The organism is Ensifer sp. ENS08, from assembly GCF_014852195.1.
In the GTDB taxonomy this organism is placed as follows: Bacteria; Pseudomonadota; Alphaproteobacteria; order Rhizobiales; family Rhizobiaceae; genus Ensifer; species Ensifer adhaerens.
In genome coordinates this window covers 1-21372 of sequence record NZ_JACVBF010000032.1, presented here as the reverse complement: position 1 = coordinate 21372, position 21372 = coordinate 1, and the positions used below count along the sequence as shown (strand labels likewise).

General features: G+C 51.3%; 18 protein-coding genes and 1 pseudogene. 2 read left to right on the top strand and 17 right to left on the bottom strand.

What is annotated here, in order from left to right; all coding sequences use genetic code 11:
• Positions 1-281: 281 nt before the first annotated feature.
• Positions 282-500: pseudogene (locus IB272_RS33930) on the top strand (IS66 family transposase); the annotation flags it as partial.
• A 168-nt stretch (positions 501-668) separates the two neighbouring features.
• Here IB272_RS33930 and IB272_RS33925 read toward each other — a convergent pair.
• The 16 genes from IB272_RS33925 to rfbC all read right to left on the bottom strand — a co-directional run bounded on the left by IB272_RS33925 (position 669) and on the right by rfbC (position 19475).
• Positions 669-3083, bottom strand: a complete 2415-nt coding sequence (locus tag IB272_RS33925) for a glycosyltransferase (protein WP_192445854.1) — start codon at positions 3081-3083, stop codon at positions 669-671.
• The gene (locus IB272_RS33920) at positions 3084-4172 is read right to left on the bottom strand and encodes a hypothetical protein (protein ID WP_192445853.1); all 1089 of its coding nucleotides are present in this window, start codon (positions 4170-4172) and stop codon (positions 3084-3086) included.
• 19 nt (positions 4173-4191) lie between these two features.
• On the bottom strand, positions 4192-5157 hold the full coding sequence (locus IB272_RS33915; RefSeq protein ID WP_192445852.1) for an NAD-dependent epimerase/dehydratase family protein: 966 nt from the start codon (positions 5155-5157) through the stop codon (positions 4192-4194).
• Positions 5157-6140, bottom strand: a complete 984-nt coding sequence (gene gmd / locus IB272_RS33910; protein WP_192445851.1) for a GDP-mannose 4,6-dehydratase — start codon at positions 6138-6140, stop codon at positions 5157-5159. Before gmd ends, IB272_RS33915 begins: the two co-directional genes overlap by 1 nt.
• A 136-nt stretch (positions 6141-6276) precedes the next feature.
• Positions 6277-7734, bottom strand: coding sequence for a mannose-1-phosphate guanylyltransferase/mannose-6-phosphate isomerase (locus IB272_RS33905; RefSeq protein ID WP_192445850.1), 1458 nt, complete (start codon positions 7732-7734; stop codon positions 6277-6279).
• A 335-nt stretch (positions 7735-8069) separates the two neighbouring features.
• A complete protein-coding gene (locus tag IB272_RS33900) occupies positions 8070-9395 on the bottom strand; it encodes a glycosyltransferase family 1 protein (RefSeq protein WP_192445849.1) in 1326 nt (441 codons plus the stop codon).
• Between the two features lie 8 nt (positions 9396-9403).
• On the bottom strand, positions 9404-10693 hold the full coding sequence (locus tag IB272_RS33895; RefSeq protein WP_192445848.1) for a glycosyltransferase family 1 protein: 1290 nt from the start codon (positions 10691-10693) through the stop codon (positions 9404-9406).
• A gap of 124 nt (positions 10694-10817) precedes the next feature.
• On the bottom strand, positions 10818-11906 hold the full coding sequence (locus IB272_RS33890; RefSeq protein ID WP_192445847.1) for a hypothetical protein: 1089 nt from the start codon (positions 11904-11906) through the stop codon (positions 10818-10820).
• Positions 11851-12537 (bottom strand): ABC transporter ATP-binding protein, encoded by a 687-nt coding sequence (locus IB272_RS33885; protein WP_348646846.1) that lies wholly within the window; start codon positions 12535-12537, stop codon positions 11851-11853. The genes IB272_RS33890 and IB272_RS33885 overlap by 56 nt, the downstream gene beginning before the upstream one ends.
• On the bottom strand, positions 12538-13740 hold the full coding sequence (locus IB272_RS33880) for a hypothetical protein (protein ID WP_192445846.1): 1203 nt from the start codon (positions 13738-13740) through the stop codon (positions 12538-12540).
• Positions 13741-13757: 17 nt separating this feature from the next.
• Positions 13758-14552, bottom strand: coding sequence for an ABC transporter permease (locus IB272_RS33875; protein ID WP_192445845.1), 795 nt, complete (start codon positions 14550-14552; stop codon positions 13758-13760).
• 12 nt (positions 14553-14564) lie between these two features.
• On the bottom strand, positions 14565-15503 hold the full coding sequence (locus tag IB272_RS33870; protein ID WP_192445844.1) for a hypothetical protein: 939 nt from the start codon (positions 15501-15503) through the stop codon (positions 14565-14567).
• A gap of 519 nt (positions 15504-16022) precedes the next feature.
• On the bottom strand, positions 16023-16892 hold the full coding sequence (rfbA, locus tag IB272_RS33865) for a glucose-1-phosphate thymidylyltransferase RfbA (RefSeq protein ID WP_192445843.1): 870 nt from the start codon (positions 16890-16892) through the stop codon (positions 16023-16025).
• 22 nt (positions 16893-16914) lie between these two features.
• Positions 16915-17847 carry a dTDP-4-dehydrorhamnose reductase gene (gene rfbD, locus IB272_RS33860; protein WP_246810515.1) on the bottom strand — a complete coding sequence of 311 codons (933 nt, stop codon included), beginning with the start codon at positions 17845-17847 and terminating at the stop codon, positions 16915-16917.
• Positions 17804-18865, bottom strand: a complete 1062-nt coding sequence (gene rfbB / locus IB272_RS33855; protein WP_192445842.1) for a dTDP-glucose 4,6-dehydratase — start codon at positions 18863-18865, stop codon at positions 17804-17806. Before rfbB ends, rfbD begins: the two co-directional genes overlap by 44 nt.
• A gap of 46 nt (positions 18866-18911) precedes the next feature.
• Entirely contained in the window at positions 18912-19475 is a 564-nt protein-coding gene (gene rfbC, locus IB272_RS33850; RefSeq protein WP_192445841.1) for a dTDP-4-dehydrorhamnose 3,5-epimerase, read from the bottom strand.
• Positions 19476-19827: 352 nt separating this feature from the next.
• Here rfbC and IB272_RS33845 point away from each other — a divergent pair, with 352 nt between their 5' ends.
• Entirely contained in the window at positions 19828-20838 is a 1011-nt protein-coding gene (locus IB272_RS33845; protein ID WP_192445840.1) for a class I SAM-dependent methyltransferase, read from the top strand.
• Here IB272_RS33845 and IB272_RS33840 read toward each other — a convergent pair.
• Positions 20825-21372 (bottom strand): hypothetical protein (locus IB272_RS33840; protein ID WP_192445839.1); only part of this gene is annotated, 548 nt, incomplete at its 5' end. The genes IB272_RS33845 and IB272_RS33840 overlap by 14 nt on opposite strands.

The window sequence follows — 21372 nt, the reverse complement described above, 5'->3', positions numbered from 1 at the left end:
CTTCTCTCCGCGCCAATCTCGCGGAGATCTTCGTACCTGTCTCAACGTCCATTAGTCCCTCCTAAGGTCTGAAAGGGGGACCAGTTTTAGGTGTCGCTACCGGACCAGTTTTACATGTCGCCTGACACACGGCACTGTCAGGACGGCCTGCCAGCCTCTTATGCTCCCAGCGCCCCTATCCCGGTGCCCGATCGTACCTCATTTACTTCTTCGAATCACCGAAGGGCGCCGCAAACACCATACCCTTTACCCTTTAACAATGCTGCTGCGTGAGCATTGCAGCATTGCGAGGCTTTACTCTTAGAAGGAAGTCATGCCTCTTCGCCGGATCGGTGCGTCGGGTTGATCGCGCCGCCTTCATGGCAACGCCGATCATGAGCGCTAAGCTTAACGATATCGGATCCACACTCCTGGCTCGCCAACATCGCGGAGACGCCGATTAGAAGATTGCGGCCCCACGGAATTGGACACCAAACGCTCTGAACGTTCAGGCCGCATAACCTGCGGCCTTCACCGAATGCTTACCTTTCCTCAGTCAGACGGTCATCGTAGCCCTTCATCTTGGAAGACCGTCCTCGAGTTGGTTGCTCGACAAGGAGGCACTCATTAATCTGCCGGCCATCAGTTCCTGGACCAGGCAAAGGCGCTTGTGGCGCATTATGTTGGAGTCAAAGAAACAGTTCACCTGGTGGGCTATCTCGCAGTGAGGGACTCAGTCTCAGAAATGCATGTACGAGTTGTCGCGCTATTGCTGAATAAGACATTCGAGCATGTAACTCAGAAGTACGCGCTGAAAGCGTACTCCTGAAATCCTCTGAGCATGCTTCTGTCAGTAGGATGGCGATCTCAGCGCTCTGTGACAGAGAATTTGCGCAAAGGACAACTTCGCTCCACTGCTCCCGTACCGATTGTATGTTTGTTACGACTGGAACGCCCAGCGCTATACATTCTGCAACGGTCGCAGACGACTCGCCATTTGATCGTTCCCGTAGCTGAAGTGCGACATCGAGACTCTTAATTTCCGATAGGTATGCTGTGTCGTCAAGAAACCCAGTAGACGTTAATCGAACACCAAGATTTGCCGCATACTTTGCCAAGTATTGCAGGTAGCTCTCATCGCTGCGGCCAACTATTCTCACTTCAGCAGGTCGTGCGGTTAGCTCTGAGAAGCAAGCGACAGCGGAAATTGCTTTTTCGGGCGCACGTACCGGTGCCATGTATCCAATTAAGCCAACTTTAACAGCGTGGCTCACAGGCCGTTCGATTCGCGCGGATAAATCATCAATGGCTAATGGAACAACTTCGATTGTTCGGCCGCCCAAATAATCACCTAGATCCTTTACCAGCATCTCTCTTGCGTTCTCAGAATGTACAACGAAACCGGTAGCATTCTGAAGAAGAGGTCGCGCGAAGAGAATGCCTGACTGGTTGACCTTTTCGAGGTTCTGAAGGCCGGCGAGGCTGAACGCATCTGGCGTACCATAGTACTCACGAAGGCAGCGTTTCAAATATTTCCAGCTGTCACCCGATTCAAGCTTTGCGCCGTAGCTATAAGCAAGATAAAGTAGTCGAATGTCGTGTAACCACACAATTCCCGGTCTTCTGTTAAGTACTTCCAAAGTATTGATGTGATGATGGCTGTTCCCAAGAACGTAAATTACCTCGTCGAAATTATTCCGAGCAGCCAAGAGCGCGCTTATGGGGTAAGCTTTCTCCGTCCCAATAAGCGGCATACCACCCTCCGCTATAAACATCGAAACGTCTGCAGTCTTCGCAAGTATTGGAAACAGCTTGCGGTTGTATCCGGCGATTCCTGTCTCGGCCGGCGGCATAGGTCCAACGACCGCAAGCTTGGCCCTAGCTTTAGTGCTTGGGCTGAAATTTAATGATGAGCGATCGGGTCCAAGCTCAACTCGTCGATGCTGTACTAATTCTGAATCAAGAACATCAATGAACTTCTTCGCAACGGTTGCCCAATCAAAACGCGCACCGCTTTTCGCTCGCCATTCCAAGAGCAAATCCCGATAATCGTTGCTTTCACAGCCTCTTACAAGCTTAGTCCGAATATCAGCAATATCGTGTGGATTGAAGTGCAGCGGCTTAACAGGTAGTATCTCCGCGAGCGATGTAACACCAGAGGTGACGCACGTTGCACCAGAGATCAGTGCTTCCGCCAATGGCAGACCGTATCCCTCATAAAGCGAAGGATAGGCAAAGAGCCTGCAGCCCTCGTAGAGAACTTTCAAGTCCTCATCGCTTAGATGGTCAAAAAATTGGAGGTCGCAGTGTTGACCGGAGCTTTTTGCCGAAATGAGGTTAGCTCTTCGCTTTAGGTCCTGCCTCCCATTTTCGTCCTTCACTCCAACAAGAAACAGCGGGAATCTCGATCTGAACGCCGGCGTGCAGCCGGCGTAACTCTCTATCAACGCGGCAATGTTCTTAGATTTGTGCATCCCGGAAACGGAAAAAATGAAATCTCCACGGCGCAATCGAGGATAGCGTGACGACAGCCGAGCAAAAGTCGCATCACTTAACTTCTGGTCCACCGGTTGGAAGAAGTGGTCAGCTACGCCGGTCCCGATGCTATGGATTGGCGTGGTTATACCAAGAATCCTAGAGATATCATCCTTCGTGTATTCGGAGATCGCCATGAGGACGTCCGAGTTACGTATCGCCTCGAGTCCGAAGCTGTACCTCAACCGATCTCGGCTGGTTCTCAGATAATCAGCCTCATAAACTAAGGGGATAAGGTCATAGACTAACGTAATTATCCGCCCGCCTGGCGAGTATTCCCGGAAGAGTCGCTGCGTTGCATTCATACTCTTTTCAAAGGGCGACAGTGTGACAAGTGTCTGTGCATTGACAGCGCGCAGATTCGAACGGGTTGCTGGGAAGGATTTGAGTTCACTGGGTACACCGGCTTCCGCGCCCGGCGCGTCGAGTCGAGGATTGTAGACCGCTGATATCTTGCCTGAGAGTGAAGATAATTGCGTCAGAGAATGCAAGAGATTGGAGACATACCGACCAATCCCGCGACCGCGGTAATCTGGGTTCTGCAATGCCTCGATGTCTAGAACTATCATTTACCGCGCTCTTAATTCAGTCAAAATAGCCAATAATACAGCATACATTTCATGAGAAACATCGTCGTCTTTGCTACGGGCGGCGATCGCTTCTTTTAAACTTGCCATATTCCAAAATAGATCTGACGTTCTCTCATTCTGTGCTTCAATAGCATTCCGCAGAACAGAAATTTGCTCGTTCAAGTTGATTATCGCGAGCGTGAGGTCAAGTTCTTTCAGAGTGTCATCTAACATCCCGGTGTTTGCAGCAACTTTGGTGTTATCGCGTATGGCCTTCAGTATCAAATGGGCTTCCTCGCGGAACATCGCCCGAGTTGGGTAGCAAGATTGGAATTTTTCAACTAGTTTCTGTTTCGCGAATTTGTATCCAAGTATCGAGAATAATCCCTCGAGTAATAGCAGGTAACTTGCGTTCTCAAACTGATCATTCAAATAGAATGTCAAGACGTCTTCCAGAATAATCAGTTTCTGGTTAGGCGACTGATCACTATGGTCGAAATCTTCGGAAACAGTTATATGATCCGCCGCCGCACCCTGCGTCTTCAACTCTTCGATGCAAAATTCCAGAAAGTCGAGATCGGAAAGCGCGCAGACCTGCTTCTGGAGTCGAATAACATCAAGTAACTTTATGTCCACATCTGCCTCGAGCGTAACCGCGAGCCTGTTTTGTTGCTGGCTCTGCTGGATGACTCGGGAGGTGATTAGTTCATCGGGGGAAAGCGCAGCCAGCTCGTCAACTGCCGGATTCGCCTCGCGTTTGAGGTTGGCCGAAGTCTGATAGGCTGCGACGGCACCTTTTGCATCTCCACTCAACTTTAACGCGTGACCTAATTGCAAATAGGCATCGTGGCTGTTGGCGTTCAACCGAAGGGAGTGCTTGTACGCATCCACCGCTGACCGAAGATCACCGGCTTCTTTGAGCGAGTTTCCCAACTGAACCCAAATTCGCGCATCAGACTTATTGAAGCGTAGGTAATCTCGGTAAGCTACAGCCGCGTCGCTCCACTGCCCACTGTCACGAAGCATGTTTGCCTGGCGTAGCAGGATCCGCTTTCGGCGGAACATCACCCTAAATGTATCTTCTATCATCGGTCACTCGGTTATCTATTTAAGTTGAGCTTTGAGCGGATACCTCCGCGCGGGCGTGGTCCAACATTAAACTTAGGGTGTCGCGAAGTGGGACTTGCGGCACCCAGTCAAATTTATTCTCAAATTTTTGAAAGACGCCTTCCGCGCGCTCAATATCAATTGGTCTGAAGCGGGTCGGATCGCGCTCGATACTTACTGAAGCTTTTGATAAATCGATGAGATCCTCAAGTATTTTTTTGATTGAAACTAGGTGCCCGGATCCAACGTTGTAGACGTCGTACTGCGCCAACGATGTATCACTCAATAGTAGTAGATACGCTCGAATAATGTCGTCGACGCTGGTAAAATCTCTAAACGCGCCAAGATTTCCGACACTAATGATGCCGGTTCCAGTTCGAGATTCAATTTGGGCAATTTGCTCAGCAAAGGATGGGACCACAAATCTGCTATCCTGGCCGGGGCCTATATGATTGAAGAGACGTAAGCACACAACGCGCATGTTTTCACGAGCTAAATCTTTCAGATAGTACTCAGCGGCGATCTTCGATCGGCCATACGATGAAACCGGCGCAACAGGTGATTGTTCCGTACAAGGGCCTGCACGGAAGGTTTCTCCATAAACCTCGGCGGTCGAGGCAAATACCAGTAGAGATGGCTTTTCTTGGTCGGCAAGCGAATCTGCCAAGTTCGCCGTGCCTTCGAAATTTGATCGCCACACCTCAGTTGGTCGAATGTTCGCCGATCCGACTGAACTCTGTGCCGCCAGATGGAAGACGACGTCTGGCGAGATCTTTGTTATCAAGCCCGCTGTGGCGGACCTATCACTTAGGTCAATCCCCAAATTTTTATCGTGAGAACGGGCTGGACCGCCGACGCCGGTGATTTGAGCGCCAGGATAGTTTTTTGCAAGCGCCCTCATCAGGCGCCTGCCCACAAATCCGGAAGCACCCGTGACGAGAATGCTGCGGTATTTAGTGTTTTTCATCAGGGAAGATTGCTCTTGTTGCGCTGAAGATCTGCATCAACCATTTCCTTGATCATTTCTTCCATGCTGATCTCGGCCGTCCATCCAAGCGTCTTTTGAGCCTTTTCGGGGTTGCCCAAAAGAACATCAACTTCGGCCGGACGGAAAAACGCTTGGTCGATCTTCACGTATTGATCCGGGTCGAGGCCCACGTGGCGGAACGCAACCTCAACCATTGACCGGACAGTGCAAGTAACTCCCGTTGCAACGACATAATCGTCAGGGACTGTTTGTTGTAGCATCAGCCACATTGCGCGTACGTAGTCTTTGGCGTGTCCCCAGTCACGCTTGGCGTCCATGTTGCCGAGACGGAGCTCGTCGGTCAGACCGAGCGCGATTTTTGCCACGCCGTCCGTAACCTTTCTTGTGACGAACTCGCGTCCCCGGAGGGGTGACTCGTGGTTAAACAATATCCCTGAACTGCAGTGCAGACCGAAGCTTTCTCGGAAATTAACGGTCATCCAGTGGCCAAACAACTTGGCGGCTGCGTAAGGAGATCTCGGGTAAAATGGGGTTTTCTCGCTTTGCCGATCTTCCTGAATTAGACCATACATTTCAGACGATGAGGCTTGGTAAAATCTAGCGTTCGGCGCCTCTAGTCTCATAGCTTCCAGGACGTTTACTACGCCAACACCCGTTGCCTGCGCCGTGAGCGCCGGTTGTTCCCATGACGTCTTTACGAAACTTTGCGCGGCAAGGTTGTATATTTCGTCCGGTTTATATTCTTTGATAATTCTGCAAAGTCCGCCAAGATCAAGTAGATCGCCATCTACGATAGTAACGTCATTAGAAATGCCAAGCCAATCGAGCCGGTGAGTTGCAACACCATAATGGCTCGAGCGACGAGCGACCCCGACCACGTTATAACCTTTGGTAAGAAGGAACTGCGCCAGATACGCTCCGTCTTGACCTGTTATGCCGGTGATTACTGCTGTTTTGGCCACGATATTACCTCGTCAAAATGAGCCCGTTAGGCCGGGCAAAAAACCTACTAGTTCGCGAGAATCCGTTCGAAGGCGGCAGCGAGAACATGGGCGATCGTCGCGCATCCTTAAGCGCTCTACAGAGCTTTGACAAACACTAATTACTCAGAATTTCACCGCTCTTGCTCACGGGGCGCCCATACTGATCGGCTAAACGGACTATGTCATCTTCTCCAAGATACGATCCCGTTTGTACTTCAATCAGTTCAAGCGGTATCTTTCCAGGGTTAGCCAGCCGGTGAAGCTCGCCAGCTGGAATGTACACGCTCTGATTTTCGCTCAATAGCTGCACCGCCTCACCGACTGTGACCTCGGCGGTTCCTTTCACGATCACCCAATGTTCCGAGCGATGATGATGTTTTTGCAAGGAGAGCTGTTTCCCAGGCGCAACAAATATTCGTTTTACCTGAAAACGTTCGCCATTTAGTACGGAGGTGTATCCTCCCCAAGGCCGATAAGTCGTTGGATGGCACTCAGTGAGACCTCTAGTCGCTGGTAGCTCGGCGAGTGCCTTAACCATGCTTCCTACGCTTTGGCTCTCGTCGAGGCGACCCACGTAGACAGCATCTTCACTTGCGATAACCGCAATCCCTTCCATGCCTTGAATAGCGACATGAATGCCGTGAGTCATGGCAAGCGAGTTGCTCGTGTCGATCAAGGTTGTGTTTGTGGCAGCGACGTTTCCGTTGCCATCACGAGCACCCGTTTTCCATACTGAGTCCCAACTCCCGAGATCAGACCACTTGAACGGTGATGGCACGACTGCAGCGATGTTCGTCTTTTCCATCACCGCGTAGTCGATTGAAATGTTGGGACTCTCGCTAAAAGAAGGCTCATGAAGGCGAAGGAAGTCCATATCAAACTCTGCGTTATCCAACGCCGATTGGGCGCAAACGAGAATTTCGGGAGCCAAAATCTGTAACTCATCCACAAGTGTTTTTATTCGGAACATAAACATTCCGGAGTTCCAAAAGAAATTTCCAGACTTGAGCATCTGGACTGCTGTGTCCAAAGCCGGTTTTTCAACAAAACGCTTTGCCTTTCGAGCGCCTGTGGCGAGTGGTTCTCCTGCCTCAATGTATCCGTATCCTGTTGCGGGTTCGGATGGCTCGATGCCAAAGGTTACTAGATGTGCGGCAAGCGCCGAATTTTTTGCAATTCGTACGCATTCAAAGTAGGTCTCATCAGCTTCGATCTCATAATCCGATCCAAGGACGTGCAAGATCGCATTTTCTCCGAAACTTTGGCGCGCGGCCAGCGCGGCGGCAGCGACAGCCGGCCCAGTATTTCGCGCTTGAGGCTCTAGCATAACCGTAGATAGGCTGATCCCAATTTCTCGGGCCTGCTCCGCCGCCATAAAGCGAAACTCGGAATTGGTTAGTACTATAGGCGGGGCGTACATAGTTGGATCGGAAACCCTCAGAAGTGTTTCCTGAAACAGTGTTCTAGTGCCGATGAATTGAATAAATTGTTTGGGTGCTCCGGAGCGGGAAAGTGGCCAGAGTCTAGTGCCTTTTCCGCCCGCCATGATCACAGGCACAATTCTTTCAGTCATTGGAATAAATCCTTTGCATAAATCGGGTATTTCGTCGGCATTTCGTTGCTTCTGTCCGTGAGCTACTTTCAGAGACGAAGTTGACGGGCTAGTTGCTGACTCTTTTTTCTCTTGGGCTGGATCCGCAAACCATTACAAACGGCCAGACAGATGGTCGTACTCAAAGCGTCTGTGGCAGGTTGGGCCGCGTTTTCCGAGTGATGCCTAAGGTAAACCCTCAACTGCCCGTGCCGAATTTATCTATCTCTCAATGGGTTGTGCAAGCGCTCAGTCAACTACTCGAGTCTTAGCTGCATTGCAAAAAAATAAACCAGGCAGGCGCTCGGTGTGCGATCTTAAGTTGTTAATTTTAAGGAGCCATAAGCCGCTGCTAACCGCTTTCGATAATTTTCGCTCGAGAAGTCGGTGGCGCGCGCCCGCCCTGCTGAGACGAGCTCCGCACGCAATCCACCATCCTTAACTATTTTGCGAAGACCGTCGCGTATCGCTGATACATCATATGGATCGACGTACAGGGCCGCGTCTGCTGCGATCTCTTTCATTGCGCCATGGTTACTGGTGAGGAGAGGCGTGCCACAGAGCATGGCTTCCACGAGCGGCAGGCCGAATCCCTCGTACAAGGACGGAAACACAACGCCCCTAGCGCCACGAATAAGATATACAAGCTGTGGTCGAGTTACATACTCTAACCGAATAATCCGCGGCTCTCGCTCTTTTTGGTGCCGGTTGAAAAGATAGAGCTCACGCTCCATTAGCCAACCGTCCTTTCCGACAATTACTAGGGGCAACGTGATCCCTGAAGCTAAATACGCTTCGATCAATCTTCCGACATTTTTTTTGGGTTCGATCGCCCCATAGAACAATAGGTAATTTCCTATTTCAAGTCCATATAGTCCTCTCAACGCAATTGCAATATTTTCTTCGGATTCCACCAGTAGAGTTTCGGGAATCTGAACATCTTGATAAGTGTTAACAACCTTTTCATCTTTAATTCTGAAAGTTTTATGTATATCTCGTTTAGATTGCGTCGAGACAGTGACAATGAGGTCCGCATCCTCAATAATACGTTGAAGAAGGTTGAAGTATGACTTCTTGTTGTCAAGGGTAGTATCCGGCAATTTCAACGGAACGAGGTCGTGCAGCGTGTATACGTTTGCCGCGTGCCGCAGCTTCAAAGGAACCGGATATGTCCAGTGAGCAACCGTCGCACTCATCACATTCTCGACTGAGGCGAAAGATCCTCTGGTGAGCAATCCACGTGGGTAGTCAAAGAGCCCAGGTGCGTTCCAGTACATATTTGCGGAGGGCAGCCGCTCACTATACGCACTAACCAGAGGTGAGTTAGCGAAATCAAGCGCCCACGGCAGGGGGGGAGCCAAGATCCCGCGTACATATTCAACCAGGCGCGGTAGTGTCTCTATCCGTCGCTTTGCATGCACGTCGAAGAACGAGATTTCGGGATTCGGATACCGGCTTATATCCTCGCCATATAAAATATGGACGTCGTCGCCCATTGCCATAAGGTTGTCGCACAGTGACCTTGCATAACTTGCTACGCCCGTGCCTTGCCGCAGGGAAAGATTCTTCCCATCTATCAATACCGACCGGTGCGTCGTTACATCGTTTGCGGGCAGAGCCTCTCCAGTTTGCTTGCAATCCATGTGCATGTTTACCAATCGTTAATCTGGGCTTCCAAGAAAGTTAAAGCGCGGTCGACGTGCTCATCCCAGGCTACCGGAGCAAAATTATTCGCATCCTTAATACGGGACTGTGACGACTGTCGCGAGAGTTTTAGGACCTGATGGGCAAGCGCTGCTCCATCATGCACGGCTACATATTGCGCGCTAGGGCCCAGTATCTCTCTATGAGCTGGAATATCTGACACTACAACAGGAGTGCCGAGGCGTACGGCCTCGATAGGAGGCAGACCGTACCCCTCCGTCATGGAAACACTCACCAAACCGTGAGCATATCGCATTAAGAATCTGAGTTCGACGTCGTTTACATCCGAGACTTCTATGACGTGGTTGGCAAGTTCGCGACTGCGATCCAGAATCGACAGTACGGATTCACATTCCCAACCACGCTGGCCAATAAGTACTAGGCGTGGTGCTTGTTCAAAGCCGGCCGTCCGGATTACTTCTCTCCACACATTGAGGAGGTGCGGAATGTTCTTTCGTCCCTCGATCGTACCGACGTGCAGGAAATATGGAACTTCGTTGGTAATCGGTGAAAATTCTGTAAGGTCTCGGTCATCTATTGAGTTAGCGAGTGGAACAACTGCGATCGGAGGTACTGAACTGGTGCCGACGAAGGACAATAATGATTGTTTAGTGAATTCCGAATTTACAATAAGAGCCCTGCCAAGGCGCAATGCAGTTTCGATCCGAATGCGATGCCGCTCTGCGGCGCCCGGTCCACAGAATTCAGGGTACTCGATCGGTATGAGGTCATGGATAAAAAAAGCAGGAAAAATTGACGGTCGATCAAGCCATTGAAAAAGACGAGGGCGGTCCAACTGAACGTGAGATGTATGCAAATAAATCGCTTTCTCGGTCCCGTTGGCTAAGCGCTGAAAGCGACGGAAGCCTTTTGCGAGCGAGAAGGCAACAGTTGCAATACTGTCACCCTCGGTTCGGTTAGAGTGGAGACAGAGGGGCGAATTCCTGAGATTAGTGATGGGACGCTGTAGCTCGAAGAGCAGCTTTTTAAACCCATCGGTCACTGGTAACGCGCTGTGGCCCTGTTGTTGGCGTTGGATGCTCTCATAGGCCAACGACATCTCGGAGGCGGACAGGATCCCTCGTCCGAAAGGTGTGTTAACAACGAACCAAGCATCTTTGTCCGGTTTATGGTTCAAAAGGAACCGGATATAGGCGTGCTCAACACGATCGATGCCTGTTGGCGTCCTTTTTTTTGCATGTGCAAGCGTTCGGGTCACGTCGAGAAAGATTCGCATGTAGTCCCTGTAGGGGCATTTCGCCTCCTATTCAATAGTTGGAAGTGCATAGCGGTTTTCCACCCAACGCGGAGCCGCTGCTGGAATAGTAGCGAGTAACGACGCTGCACCTACAGTCTTGCTTTCAAGCTAGCCGCTCCAACGACACACCAAGCAGCTCGAAACGGCCCCCCAACATACCAGTGCGGAGAATGGCGCGGATTTCTATCATCTGAGTTGGATCAACCACCTCAAAGGTGAGGTTCGTGGCAAAGGAGCCAAATACCGGAAGATCGCAGTCGCCCTCGGCCAAAATTTTATCGGCCGAGTGTATGTCGAAAGTAACGCGGCCCCCGGCATCATTGTCTACAATTGAGAAGGATACCGTGGCGCGCCAAGTCCCCACCGGCAGCGTCAAATAGGGGCCGAAAAAAAGAAACCTCGCCGGGCCGACGAGCTTGAAAGGTTCCTTGAGATGGTCATGGGGTGGCGTACCGTTTATGAACAATTCGGCCGGCCAATACGCTGGAGTGGCGACATCACTCCCCGATGAAAGAGTATCATAAAATACCGAAGTTTTGGTGATGAGAACTCGATCATCGGCCCGTGCTGAGGCGCGCGGCTCCGAAGTTCTCGAGGAATGCATATCGCCTTGGTGCCCCAAGAGCGCCTGAGTATCCAACGAATTCTCGATTACCGAGATCTCCTCGTCCGTGAGTGCTGTATCTATCGCCGAAGCAATAGATAATATGGCCTTCCGAGGAACAAATTCATTCTGTTCGACGTCGAAATGTAAGCTCGCGGGCGAGGTTGCAAAGGGTAGAAGCGAGACGACGGATTGAGAGACAACCCTAATTGCTTCCTGAAGTTCGATAGGCTGTGCCTGCATTAGAAACCGAATGGACTCTGCAAACTTTGCAGGCACGTAGAGAATCCGAACTCCGTTCCGCAGGGCCGATGTCACCATTCTTGGTTCCGGGGTCTGCATCAGTAGGATGCAGGGTAAACCATTGCTCTCGCGCATTCGATTGAGCAACACGTCCGCGGCATCGGCCTCGAACGTCCTGAAATCACCGAACACGCATTGGAATGTACATTTTGCAAGGTCGATTGTCGCGTTTAGTATCTGGGAAGGAGGTCCACAGATTATCAATTGGCGTGCCATTGTCTCGCTACCGTTAAAGACCAGAATAGATATCGAGCGCCAATTCGAGGTCTTGAAAAACCTTTCCATGGCCATCCTTTAGAACTAGTGCCTTGTCGCAGTAAGCTCTAATGATAGACATGTCGTGGCTAACTAATATCATTGCGCTGTCCCTTCGCTTAACAAAAAGCGCGTCGTGGCTCTTCCTTTGAAACCTTTGATCTCCAACTGAAATGACTTCATCCACTAGGTAGCAGTCAAAGTCGATTGACAACGTCAACGCAAACGCTAGACGAGCACGCATACCGGAAGAGTATGCCTTGACGGGCAGCAAAAGCTGCTTTCCTAGTTCAGCGAAATCATCGACTTCTTCGATAGTCTCCTTGATTGGCCGGTTGTATAGTCTTGCTATGAACCGGATATTGTCCAACCCCGTCATCGCTGCTTCAAAGCCACCCGAGAACGCAATGGGCCATGACATCGTAATTCCACGATAGATCACACCGCTCGTGGGATTTTCGACGCCGCCAATTAGTTTTACCAGCGTTGATTTGCCTGCGCCATTGCGACCGAGGACAGCAATCTTCTCACCTTTTCCCACTTCAAAAGAGATTCCTTTGAGCACTGATTTCGTGCCCGTGGGTGTGTGATAGGATTTCGTCACGTCACGCAAGGCTATGGATTTGCCCCGGACGTAGTCGTCGCTTTCTCTGGTTGGCACTTAGTTTGCCTCCATCAGGAGCATGAGGACTGATCTCGTCACCCAGTAGAGCGCTAGGCTAATCCCAAGAGTAGCGATCACGTTCAGCCAGCGATATGGAAGCATGGGTCTATCTGCCTCGGTCGGTTCAGCGACCTGGTCAATGTACCTTCGCTCCTTCGAGGTATCCTGTTGCGCCTTTGCAAGCGTCGCAACCGAGTTTATGAGGGTCTTCTCCGCAAGGTCACGCTCAAGAACGAGCCGCTCATATCGCTCGAGTTTGCCTGATATTGCTGTACGGTCACCTGTCATCAGTCTACGTTGTTTCGCGACCTCCTCCTGCAACGCAGACCGTTTCAATCGCAAATCCACGATGAGGGGGCTATTCGGCGTCGCCAGTTGAAGACGCGAAAGCTCCGTTTCAACCGCACTGAGTTCAGATAGTACGCCGGCAAGGACCTTGTTGCTAAGGCCCACCTCGGCTTTGGCGTCAACGAACCCCTCGGCATTCCGGAAAGCGGTAAGTTCCTTTTGTGCGGCCTCTAGAGTTAAGATGTTTTTATCGACGGCCTGTTTAGCAAACTTCTCAACATCAATGTACGCCCGTTGGTTCAAATTGTTGATTAGGGCCTCTGACGCTAACAGTATTCGACGTGTTATCTCCTTCGCCGTCTCCGGCGTAAAAGATTGAAAGGCGATTTCGTTTATGCCTGTGGTTGAGTCGTAATGGATGTTCACGAATCTTTGGAAATGAGCGTAAAAGTCTTCTTTCGTGAAGCCGGTGAATCTTCCAGGGAAGCGCGAGAACATATCTACGCTTGGGTCAGCGAAGGAGGCACTTACAAATCCGTCTCCGTCAATCGCTTTCAACAGGTCCCGGGATTTGACATACTCTACAATTGCGTAGCTGCTATCATCCGTTCTTACTAGGCCACCACCTTGCAGCAGTGACGTAACATCGCCGCCCGCTTGCATCTTTCTTGTCAAGAATGAGGCAGAAGACAAGTATCGATCTGAAGCAATTACAAAATTGTACAAGATCGAGCATAGCACTGGCACTAAAATCACCAGTCCGAGATAACGAATAAGTCTCGATTCACTCGATCGTACGCCTATGTTGAACTTGTTGATCGGCACTACACTCGTGTCTAGCTGTCCTGACGCGATGATCGGCTCCAGCACAAGAAGCTGTCGTTCGTCATCCTTGATCATCTCAGTAGACATTCACCACTTCCCGTTCGTCATTCAATTTCGATATTTCGTTGAGCATATTGGACAAGCCACCAGCCCAGAGCGTTCAATCCAAGAGCCCATAGCGCTAAATACTCTATGCTCCAAGTAGTCGGAACAGTCGGACCAAAGTACCCAGCGCGGAACATCTCGGCGGCATGAACGAGTGGGGATAAAAGTACCACCTTCTGCACCTTCTGCGGCATCCAACTGACCATGTAAAAAACCCCCGTCAAAGGGAGAATTAGATACATAATGGCTCCGATAAACCGTTCCAGCGTATCAGACAACTCGGAGACGCTTCCAATGACCATCGCAAAGCCAAAGCAAAGGAAACAATATATAATCCAAGCCGATAACAAGATCCCATAGTCGTACACAGGTTCGGCAATCTCAAGCAAGTAAAGGGGGATGTAGGCAACAAAAAATGAAACTAATACCCCAATAGCTTCCAAAAGTCCCCTCGCAACCATGGTGTCGACAGGGCGAACTGACCTATGAAAAAGGAGACCCGAGTTCTGCCTGAAGCAATGCGTGAATCGGTTGACCATATGCCGGAGTAGCGTCAGCATAGTATAGCCTGTGAGAACTAAAGGTATTACGCGAACGCCGTGATTGTGTTCACCGTAAATGAAAGACCAAACAATCATGACGCCGACGGTAAGAATTAGAGGCTCGCCAACTAGCCACATGAATCCAATGTTTCCATGGCCGAAACGCAGCATCAGTTCGCGAATAAGCAGCGCATTGATTGTCCTTCTTTTCTTCGCGGCTTTGTCAGCTATTTCTGTGCAGAAACTTTGCACCGCTTCCGTCCTTCAATGAATGTTGAGGTGCTCACGGCTACCGGATATCAGAAGGTAAGCCATGACATAACTGGCGAAACTGAGTAGAGCCGTGGTCAAAATGTACCGAGCGCGCCGCGGTTCTTCGGCGCGGTCTGCGAGATACGGCATAGCTATAGGCTCAAGGTAGATCTGCTTTCTTCTCGCTTCCTCTTGGGCGTTATCGAGTGCCGATACGGCTTTCTCGTAGGCCTTCTCGGCAAGCGTGCGCTGCAGCACGAGGCCTTCGTACTTGGAGAGCTTAGAAGCAAGTGCGTCGCCATCGCCGGTCAATTTTCCTTGCTCCACTTTTATCTGATTGGAAAGGGACGCTATCTGTTGAGAAAGGGCGGCAATAGCTGGGTTGTCGGGAGCTAGATCGGTTGTCTTTCTGAGCTTGACTTCGGTGTCCGCTAAGCGTTGCGAAAGCGCCGCGATTATCTCCAAGTTGCCCGCCGCGGCATCCGTGGGATCGACGAGCATCGCCTCGTTCCTGAATGAAGTCAGCGCGACTTGGGAATCGATGACGCGTTTTTCCATTGAGCCGACTATTTCGAGAGCGGTGCTAATGGTATCGCGTCGCGCTCGCGCGTTCATTTCATTGATTTTCGCTTCGCTCAGACGGAGTAGTTCCTGGGAAATGGCGTACGCATCGTCGGGGCGATAAGCCGAAACGCGCAGTGTCGTCATTCCAGTTTCGATGTCGCGGCGTGCGGAGACCTGATCCTGGTAGTATGCGTAGAGTTTCTCGAAGCTGTCTGAAGTGAGGTAGCTTCCGTATGACGTAACAAAGTCGGCTTCTGGCCGTTGATAAACAGATTTAATATCCACAACTTTCAGAAGTTGTTTTAGGGCGTCTCGAGAATTTATGAATGCATTAATGGCATTTGCGTCGTCGTCCGAAGCGGAGAAGCCAAAAGTCTTCAGGATCATCGTTAAACCACCCACTTGACTTCCTGAGACACCTCTTACGATGAATTTGGTCTCCGAGACATACCTATCTGCCGAGATCAATCCGTAGTGCAGTACGCTGACAATGGTAGGGAGTGCGCACACTGCAACAAAAAGCGATAAGGCGTAATTGGTCTTAATCGAATGCAAGACTCTCCTGACCAACGAGTTGGTGTTAGTATCGCCGGAAATTAGTGCAGGCTGGTGCTGGTAAGCCATTTTTCGCTTTTACTCGTATCCTTGCAAAGGCTCTTTCTACTAACGGGTTTCGCTCGGCAGAGCTCCATCTAGCAAGGGTGCGTATGGGGTTGATGGGCTTTACAATTGGGTGCTTAAACTCTGTCTTTGGCGTTTCTGCGGTAGCAATTTTCCTAAGTCGGGGATAGAGGACGCCGAGCATTGACGGCAGTCGCGAGGGTCTGTGGCCCGGGAGCTGATGGCAGCAGCATAAAAACTGCCAATCCGTCAAAGTGATTTTTCCGGTCTGGGTGCGCACTTTCGTTAATCGGCACCGCGAATATTTGCCAGATAGCGTCCGTAGTAGCTATTTGCGTGATTCCGCGCCAGTCTTTCAAGTTGCTGTGCGTCGATGAAGCCGAGGCGATAGGCGATCTCTTCGGGGGCTGCAACCTTAAAACCTTGGCGTCTCTCCAATGTCGCTACAAATTCCGATGCATCGAGTAGGCTATCGGGTGTTCCCGTGTCCAGCCACGCATATCCCCGTCCTAATCTTTCCACATGTAGCTTACCGCGTTCAAGGTAAGCTCTATTGACATCCGTGATTTCGAGTTCCCCGCGAGCAGAGGGCCTAAGATTGGCAGCTATGTCAACGACGTCTTCATCGTAGAAGTAAAGACCGGTGACCGCCCAGTTAGAGCGGGGGCTGGTTGGTTTTTCGTCGATTGAAATCGCCCTCATATTCGGATCGAATTCGACGACCCCGTATCGCTCGGGGTTGCTTACATGGTACGCAAATACCGTTGCGGTATTGCGCCGAGTCATTGCATTCTCTAGCAAAGAAGTGATTCCGTGGCCAAAAAAAATGTTATCTCCCAAGATAAGGCAGGATTGCTGCCCGGAAACGAAGTCCGCACCGATTACATAGGCTTGGGCAAGCCCGCCAGGCGAAGGCTGTTCTGCATAAGAAAGGTTGAGTCCCCAACTCGATCCGTCACCGAGTAGTTGCTGAAAACTTGGTAGATCCCTGGGGGTGGAGATAATCAATATTTCGCGAATTCCGGCCAACATCAGCGTCGACAAGGGATAGTAGATCATGGGCTTGTCGTACACAGGCAACAACTGCTTCGAAGTCACTAGTGTCATCGGGTGAAGACGGGTTCCGCTACCGCCTGCCAGTATAATTCCTTTCAATAGTCGAACTCCAACGTACGCATCAGTTTTGAATAAGGCGGCTCACTATTTGAGTTGTTGAATTTCTCCAGTCCGGTAACACCGTTCCGTGGATTTCCTTAGCACTTCGAGAGCTCAGATTGGAGTACTTTGGCCTTTTAGCCATAGTCTTATAATCTGCGGAACTGATACGTTTGACCTCTGCGAATGGACCGCCTAGTTGCCTCGATGCACTAAAAATCTCTTGCGCAAAGTCCGCCCAGCTTGCGTGGCCCGATCCCGCCAGGTGAAATACACCACGCATGTCGCTTCCATTGGACATTAGAAGATTTCGTCCCACAGTGAGGATAGCACTTGCGAGGGCCAGTGCATTTGTTGGGTTCCCGAATTGATCTGCAACTACCGGCACTTCATCCATGGTCTCGGCTCGGCCAAGCATAGTAGTCAAGAAATTTCGGCCAAATGGGCTATACAACCAAGCGGTGCGCAAAATGGCGTAGTCATCGGTCATCCTCGAAACTGCTAGCTCACCATGGAGCTTACTGTGGCCGTAGACACCTAGCGGTGCCGGTGTGTCAGTTTCGACGTACGGAATGGTTTTCTTGCCGTCGAATACGTAATCCGTCGAGAGATGAATGAAGGGGATACGCATCTCTTTTGTCACCCTGGCCAACTCGCCCGGTGCAATGGCATTCACTTGGTATGCCAATTCTGGATCGTTCTCGGCAAGATCGACGGCGGTATACGCTGCAGTGTTGACAACTAGGTCAGGGGAGGCGGCAATCAAGGCACGTGCTATCGTTGCCGTGCGCGTTAAATCGAGAAGGGGTCGCCCCAACTTTATCACTTTGACGTCACGTTTTTTTTGCCCGATCTCAGCGAGGCATTGAACGAGTTGCCCTGTCAATCCTGTGACCGCAATGCGTATTGGTCTATTCATCGGACGCTTTGAGGAGAGTACCAAGCCGAGTACCATCGTACCTCTCTCGAAGCGGTGCCCACCACCATTCGTTATCTAAGTACCACCGAATGGTCTTTTCGATTCCGCTGTCAAAGCTCTCTTTGGCGGTCCAGCCAAGTTCTTTCTCACTCTTAGTCGCATCGATCGCGTAACGCAAATCATGTCCCGGTCTGTCTGTTACAAATCGAATTAACTCCGCTCGTGGACGGTCGGCCGGAAGGAGCGTGTCGAGTGTGGAGCAGATCTGCCGAACGACGTCGACGTTTCTCCTCTCGTTACCACCGCCGACGTTGTAGCGTTCACCAACTCTACCTCGCTCCGCTACTTGGTCGAGGGCACGGGCATGGTCTTCAACAAAGAGCCAGTCGCGGATATTCGTCCCATCGCCATAAATCGAGATATATTTTCCTTCAACGGCGTTCAGGATAGCCAGCGGGATCAGTTTCTCTGGAAAGTGGTATGGACCGTAGTTGTTTGAACAATGAGATATCAAGATTGGCATCTTGTAGGTTCGTGCCCAGGCAATTGCGAGATGATCGGAGGCGGCTTTCGATGCCGAGTATGGAGAGCTTGGATCATATCGAGTGGTTTCGGAGAACAACCCGTCGCCAGCGAGTGAGCCGTATACTTCATCAGTCGACACGTGAAGAAAGCGAAACCGAAACCGGTCTTCTTTTGAGATGCCTCCCCAATAGGTTCTAGCGCATTCAAGCAGGTTAAAGGTTCCTAGCACGTTGGTTTCGACGAAATCCTTGGCTGCGGTTATTGAGCGGTCTACATGGCTCTCTGCCGCCAAGTGCATAACTCGGTCGGGCCTGAATGACGAGAACGCTTCCGTTATGGCTCTTGCGTCACAGATGTCCGCTCTAAGAAAACGATACGAGGGTTTGTCGGCGACCAGTCGAAGAGAACTCAGCGTGCCCGCGTATGTCAACTTATCGATGTTCAACACCTCGTAGCCCTTGTCCATAATCAGGTGTCGGATAACTGCTGAACCGATAAAGCCAGCTCCCCCAGTAACGAGCACGCGCATTCCTCAGTGAACTCCGTTTGTTCCAAGAGCCGTCCCGGCCCATCATTTAGAACTCATACGTAAAGGTGGTGTGTAAGTCGGCAAATTTCGGCTGTGTGCGATCCTTGTCTGATAAAACTGCCGTACTGGGAGACACCGGCCAATTGATCTCGAGTGCCGGATCATTCCAAAGTAAGCCACGATCGTGTTCCGGGCTATGGTAGTCGGTGACCTTGTAGCTAATCACCGTATCGGGCTCAAGCGTGCAGAAGCCATGCGCGAAGCCCTGTGGAATCCAGAGTTGGTAACCGTTCTCCTCAGAAAGCTCAGCGGCAACGAAGCTTCCGTAAGTTGGCGATCCGCGGCGGATATCGACTGCCACGTCCCATACGGAACCAACGACGCAAGAAACCAACTTACCTTGCGCTCGCGGCGGCATTTGAAAGTGTAATCCTCGTACGGTCCCCGCCTCTCGAGAGAGAGACTGATTATCTTGGACAAACAAATCGGAGCCAACGAGCGCGGCGAAATGATCGGCCCGAAATGTCTCCACAAAGTAACCTCGTGAGTCGAACCGTCGCTTGGGCCTGATTAAGAGAACGGAGGGAATAGGGGTTTCGTCAATCTCCATAAAAAGATCCTCGAGAATTCGTTGCGCTGGGTTCGCAGTCGCAACGAGTACAATGGCGATTCGGTGCCGTTGTTCTTTAGATTGTAGACGTTAGCGCCCGCGTCTCATTCTTTCAACGCCCGCCTCAGCGTACAATTTCTACAGACGGCGCAATCCAGAGCGTATCCATTCCCAGATTCCAACCAAACCAATTGTGATCGCGTAAGCTAGCTGCTTGGCTGCTCGACATGCGCTGCACTGGTCGGCATCGATGGCCTGGTTACGACGTGCGTAAAACCATTGATCGCAGTATCTTGTCACAACAACTTGTATGCGTCAGATTAGACGGTTAAAGCGTTCGGGGAGGGCCGAAATGGCGATTAGGGAACTGTGGGCACAACTCTGTGGATGGGAAGCTGTTTCAGTCCTCCAGTCACCGAGTCGCGGCAAGGTATATCGCAAGGCTGATGTGCTCAGGTGCGCGGCGACCGGCAATAAGTACCATATCGTGAATGGCACTGCTCGCCTATACGATGAGACGGACGTATCGCCGTTTCTTGCCCGAGACTACCATCTGTTTAAGGCTGCGTTCGATATCGCCGAAGAGCCTTCGCCGGAGTACGCTCAGGCCATCAAAGCCTATGAAATGGCAAAGAAGCTGAACACGGAGTTTCTGTTCTCGCATTTGCACTACGATGGCGCGCCCGGTCGCAACGTTCTTGAGATTGGGGTTGGTAACGCCAGGCTGATATCCAGGTTTGCCGACCTGGGGTTCAATGCCTTTGCCCTGGATTATTTTGCGTTCGAGATGGACCGGGCGTACGAGGCACACGTGGCGGCTGGCGGGCGCTCTTTTGAACGGGTCGCGGCTCCCATGTCCCGGTTGCCATTCAAAGACTCGTCGCTCGATATCGTCTACATGCATGCTGCTTTACACCACAGCCTGCCGAATGACCCTCGAGAATTCCGCTGGTCGGACCCAACAAACATGAAGGACAGCCTGAAAGAAATCCGGAGAGTTCTGAGGCCCGACGGCGCTTTCTTCCTTCTGGGGGAAGGTGTGTATCCAGATGCCATCGTCGATAGGTATTGGGAAGCCGCATGCCAGAAAAATGACAGAGTGGTTTACGAGAGCTGGTACACACTTTCAGAGTACGAGGCTGCGTTCGAACAAGCAGGCATTTTCCCGACGCTCTGGGTGGACCAGGAAAACCACCGAGCTCGCGTGATCCACTGGCTCCCTGACGGCCAGCGGTGTCAAACGGTCCATTTCGAAGACGGTGTTACTCTAGACGAGTACCATCGGCTCTTGCCAGCGGTGGTCTGGGAAGCCTCAGTCCTACCACCTTGGATAAAGGAGCGGCCGACTCTCACCCTTGGCTGAGCAGCATTCTCGCTCCCAACTGATGAACCCGGGCGGCGGTGCATCCAAGTTGATCGTGAAATTGCGTGGAAGTAACGCCGGAAACCCAGAGCTTCGTCGCTGTCAGCGCATTGAGTGGAGTCAGCTTAATGTCGCTTGTTGCGCGAAACGACAATCTTAGACCCTTTGCCGAGACTGGCGGATCCTTCGATAGTCCACGCGCCTTAGCTGACGCGCAGTTTACTTTGTTGTTCTTGCCATCACCGACGATAACCTTATCGACAGTGCTCAATGTGCGCTGAAAAGCCCCGTTTGTCTTGCGCAGTAGTCGTCGATAGCGTGCCTGTTGTCCGGCTCGCTGCGTCTCGAGGAAAGTATTCCGGCCTCCACGCAGGTGATTAAGGTTGAACGCCGGCAACGAAGCCGAAAGAGCTGGCTCGGGAAATTTGAACAGCGGGGATAAGTGGAATTTCTGCCTGACTTTGGCATAGATGCCGGAAACAGGAGAGACCATGACGAGACGACCGCGCCGGAACCACAGCCCGGCTTTCAAGG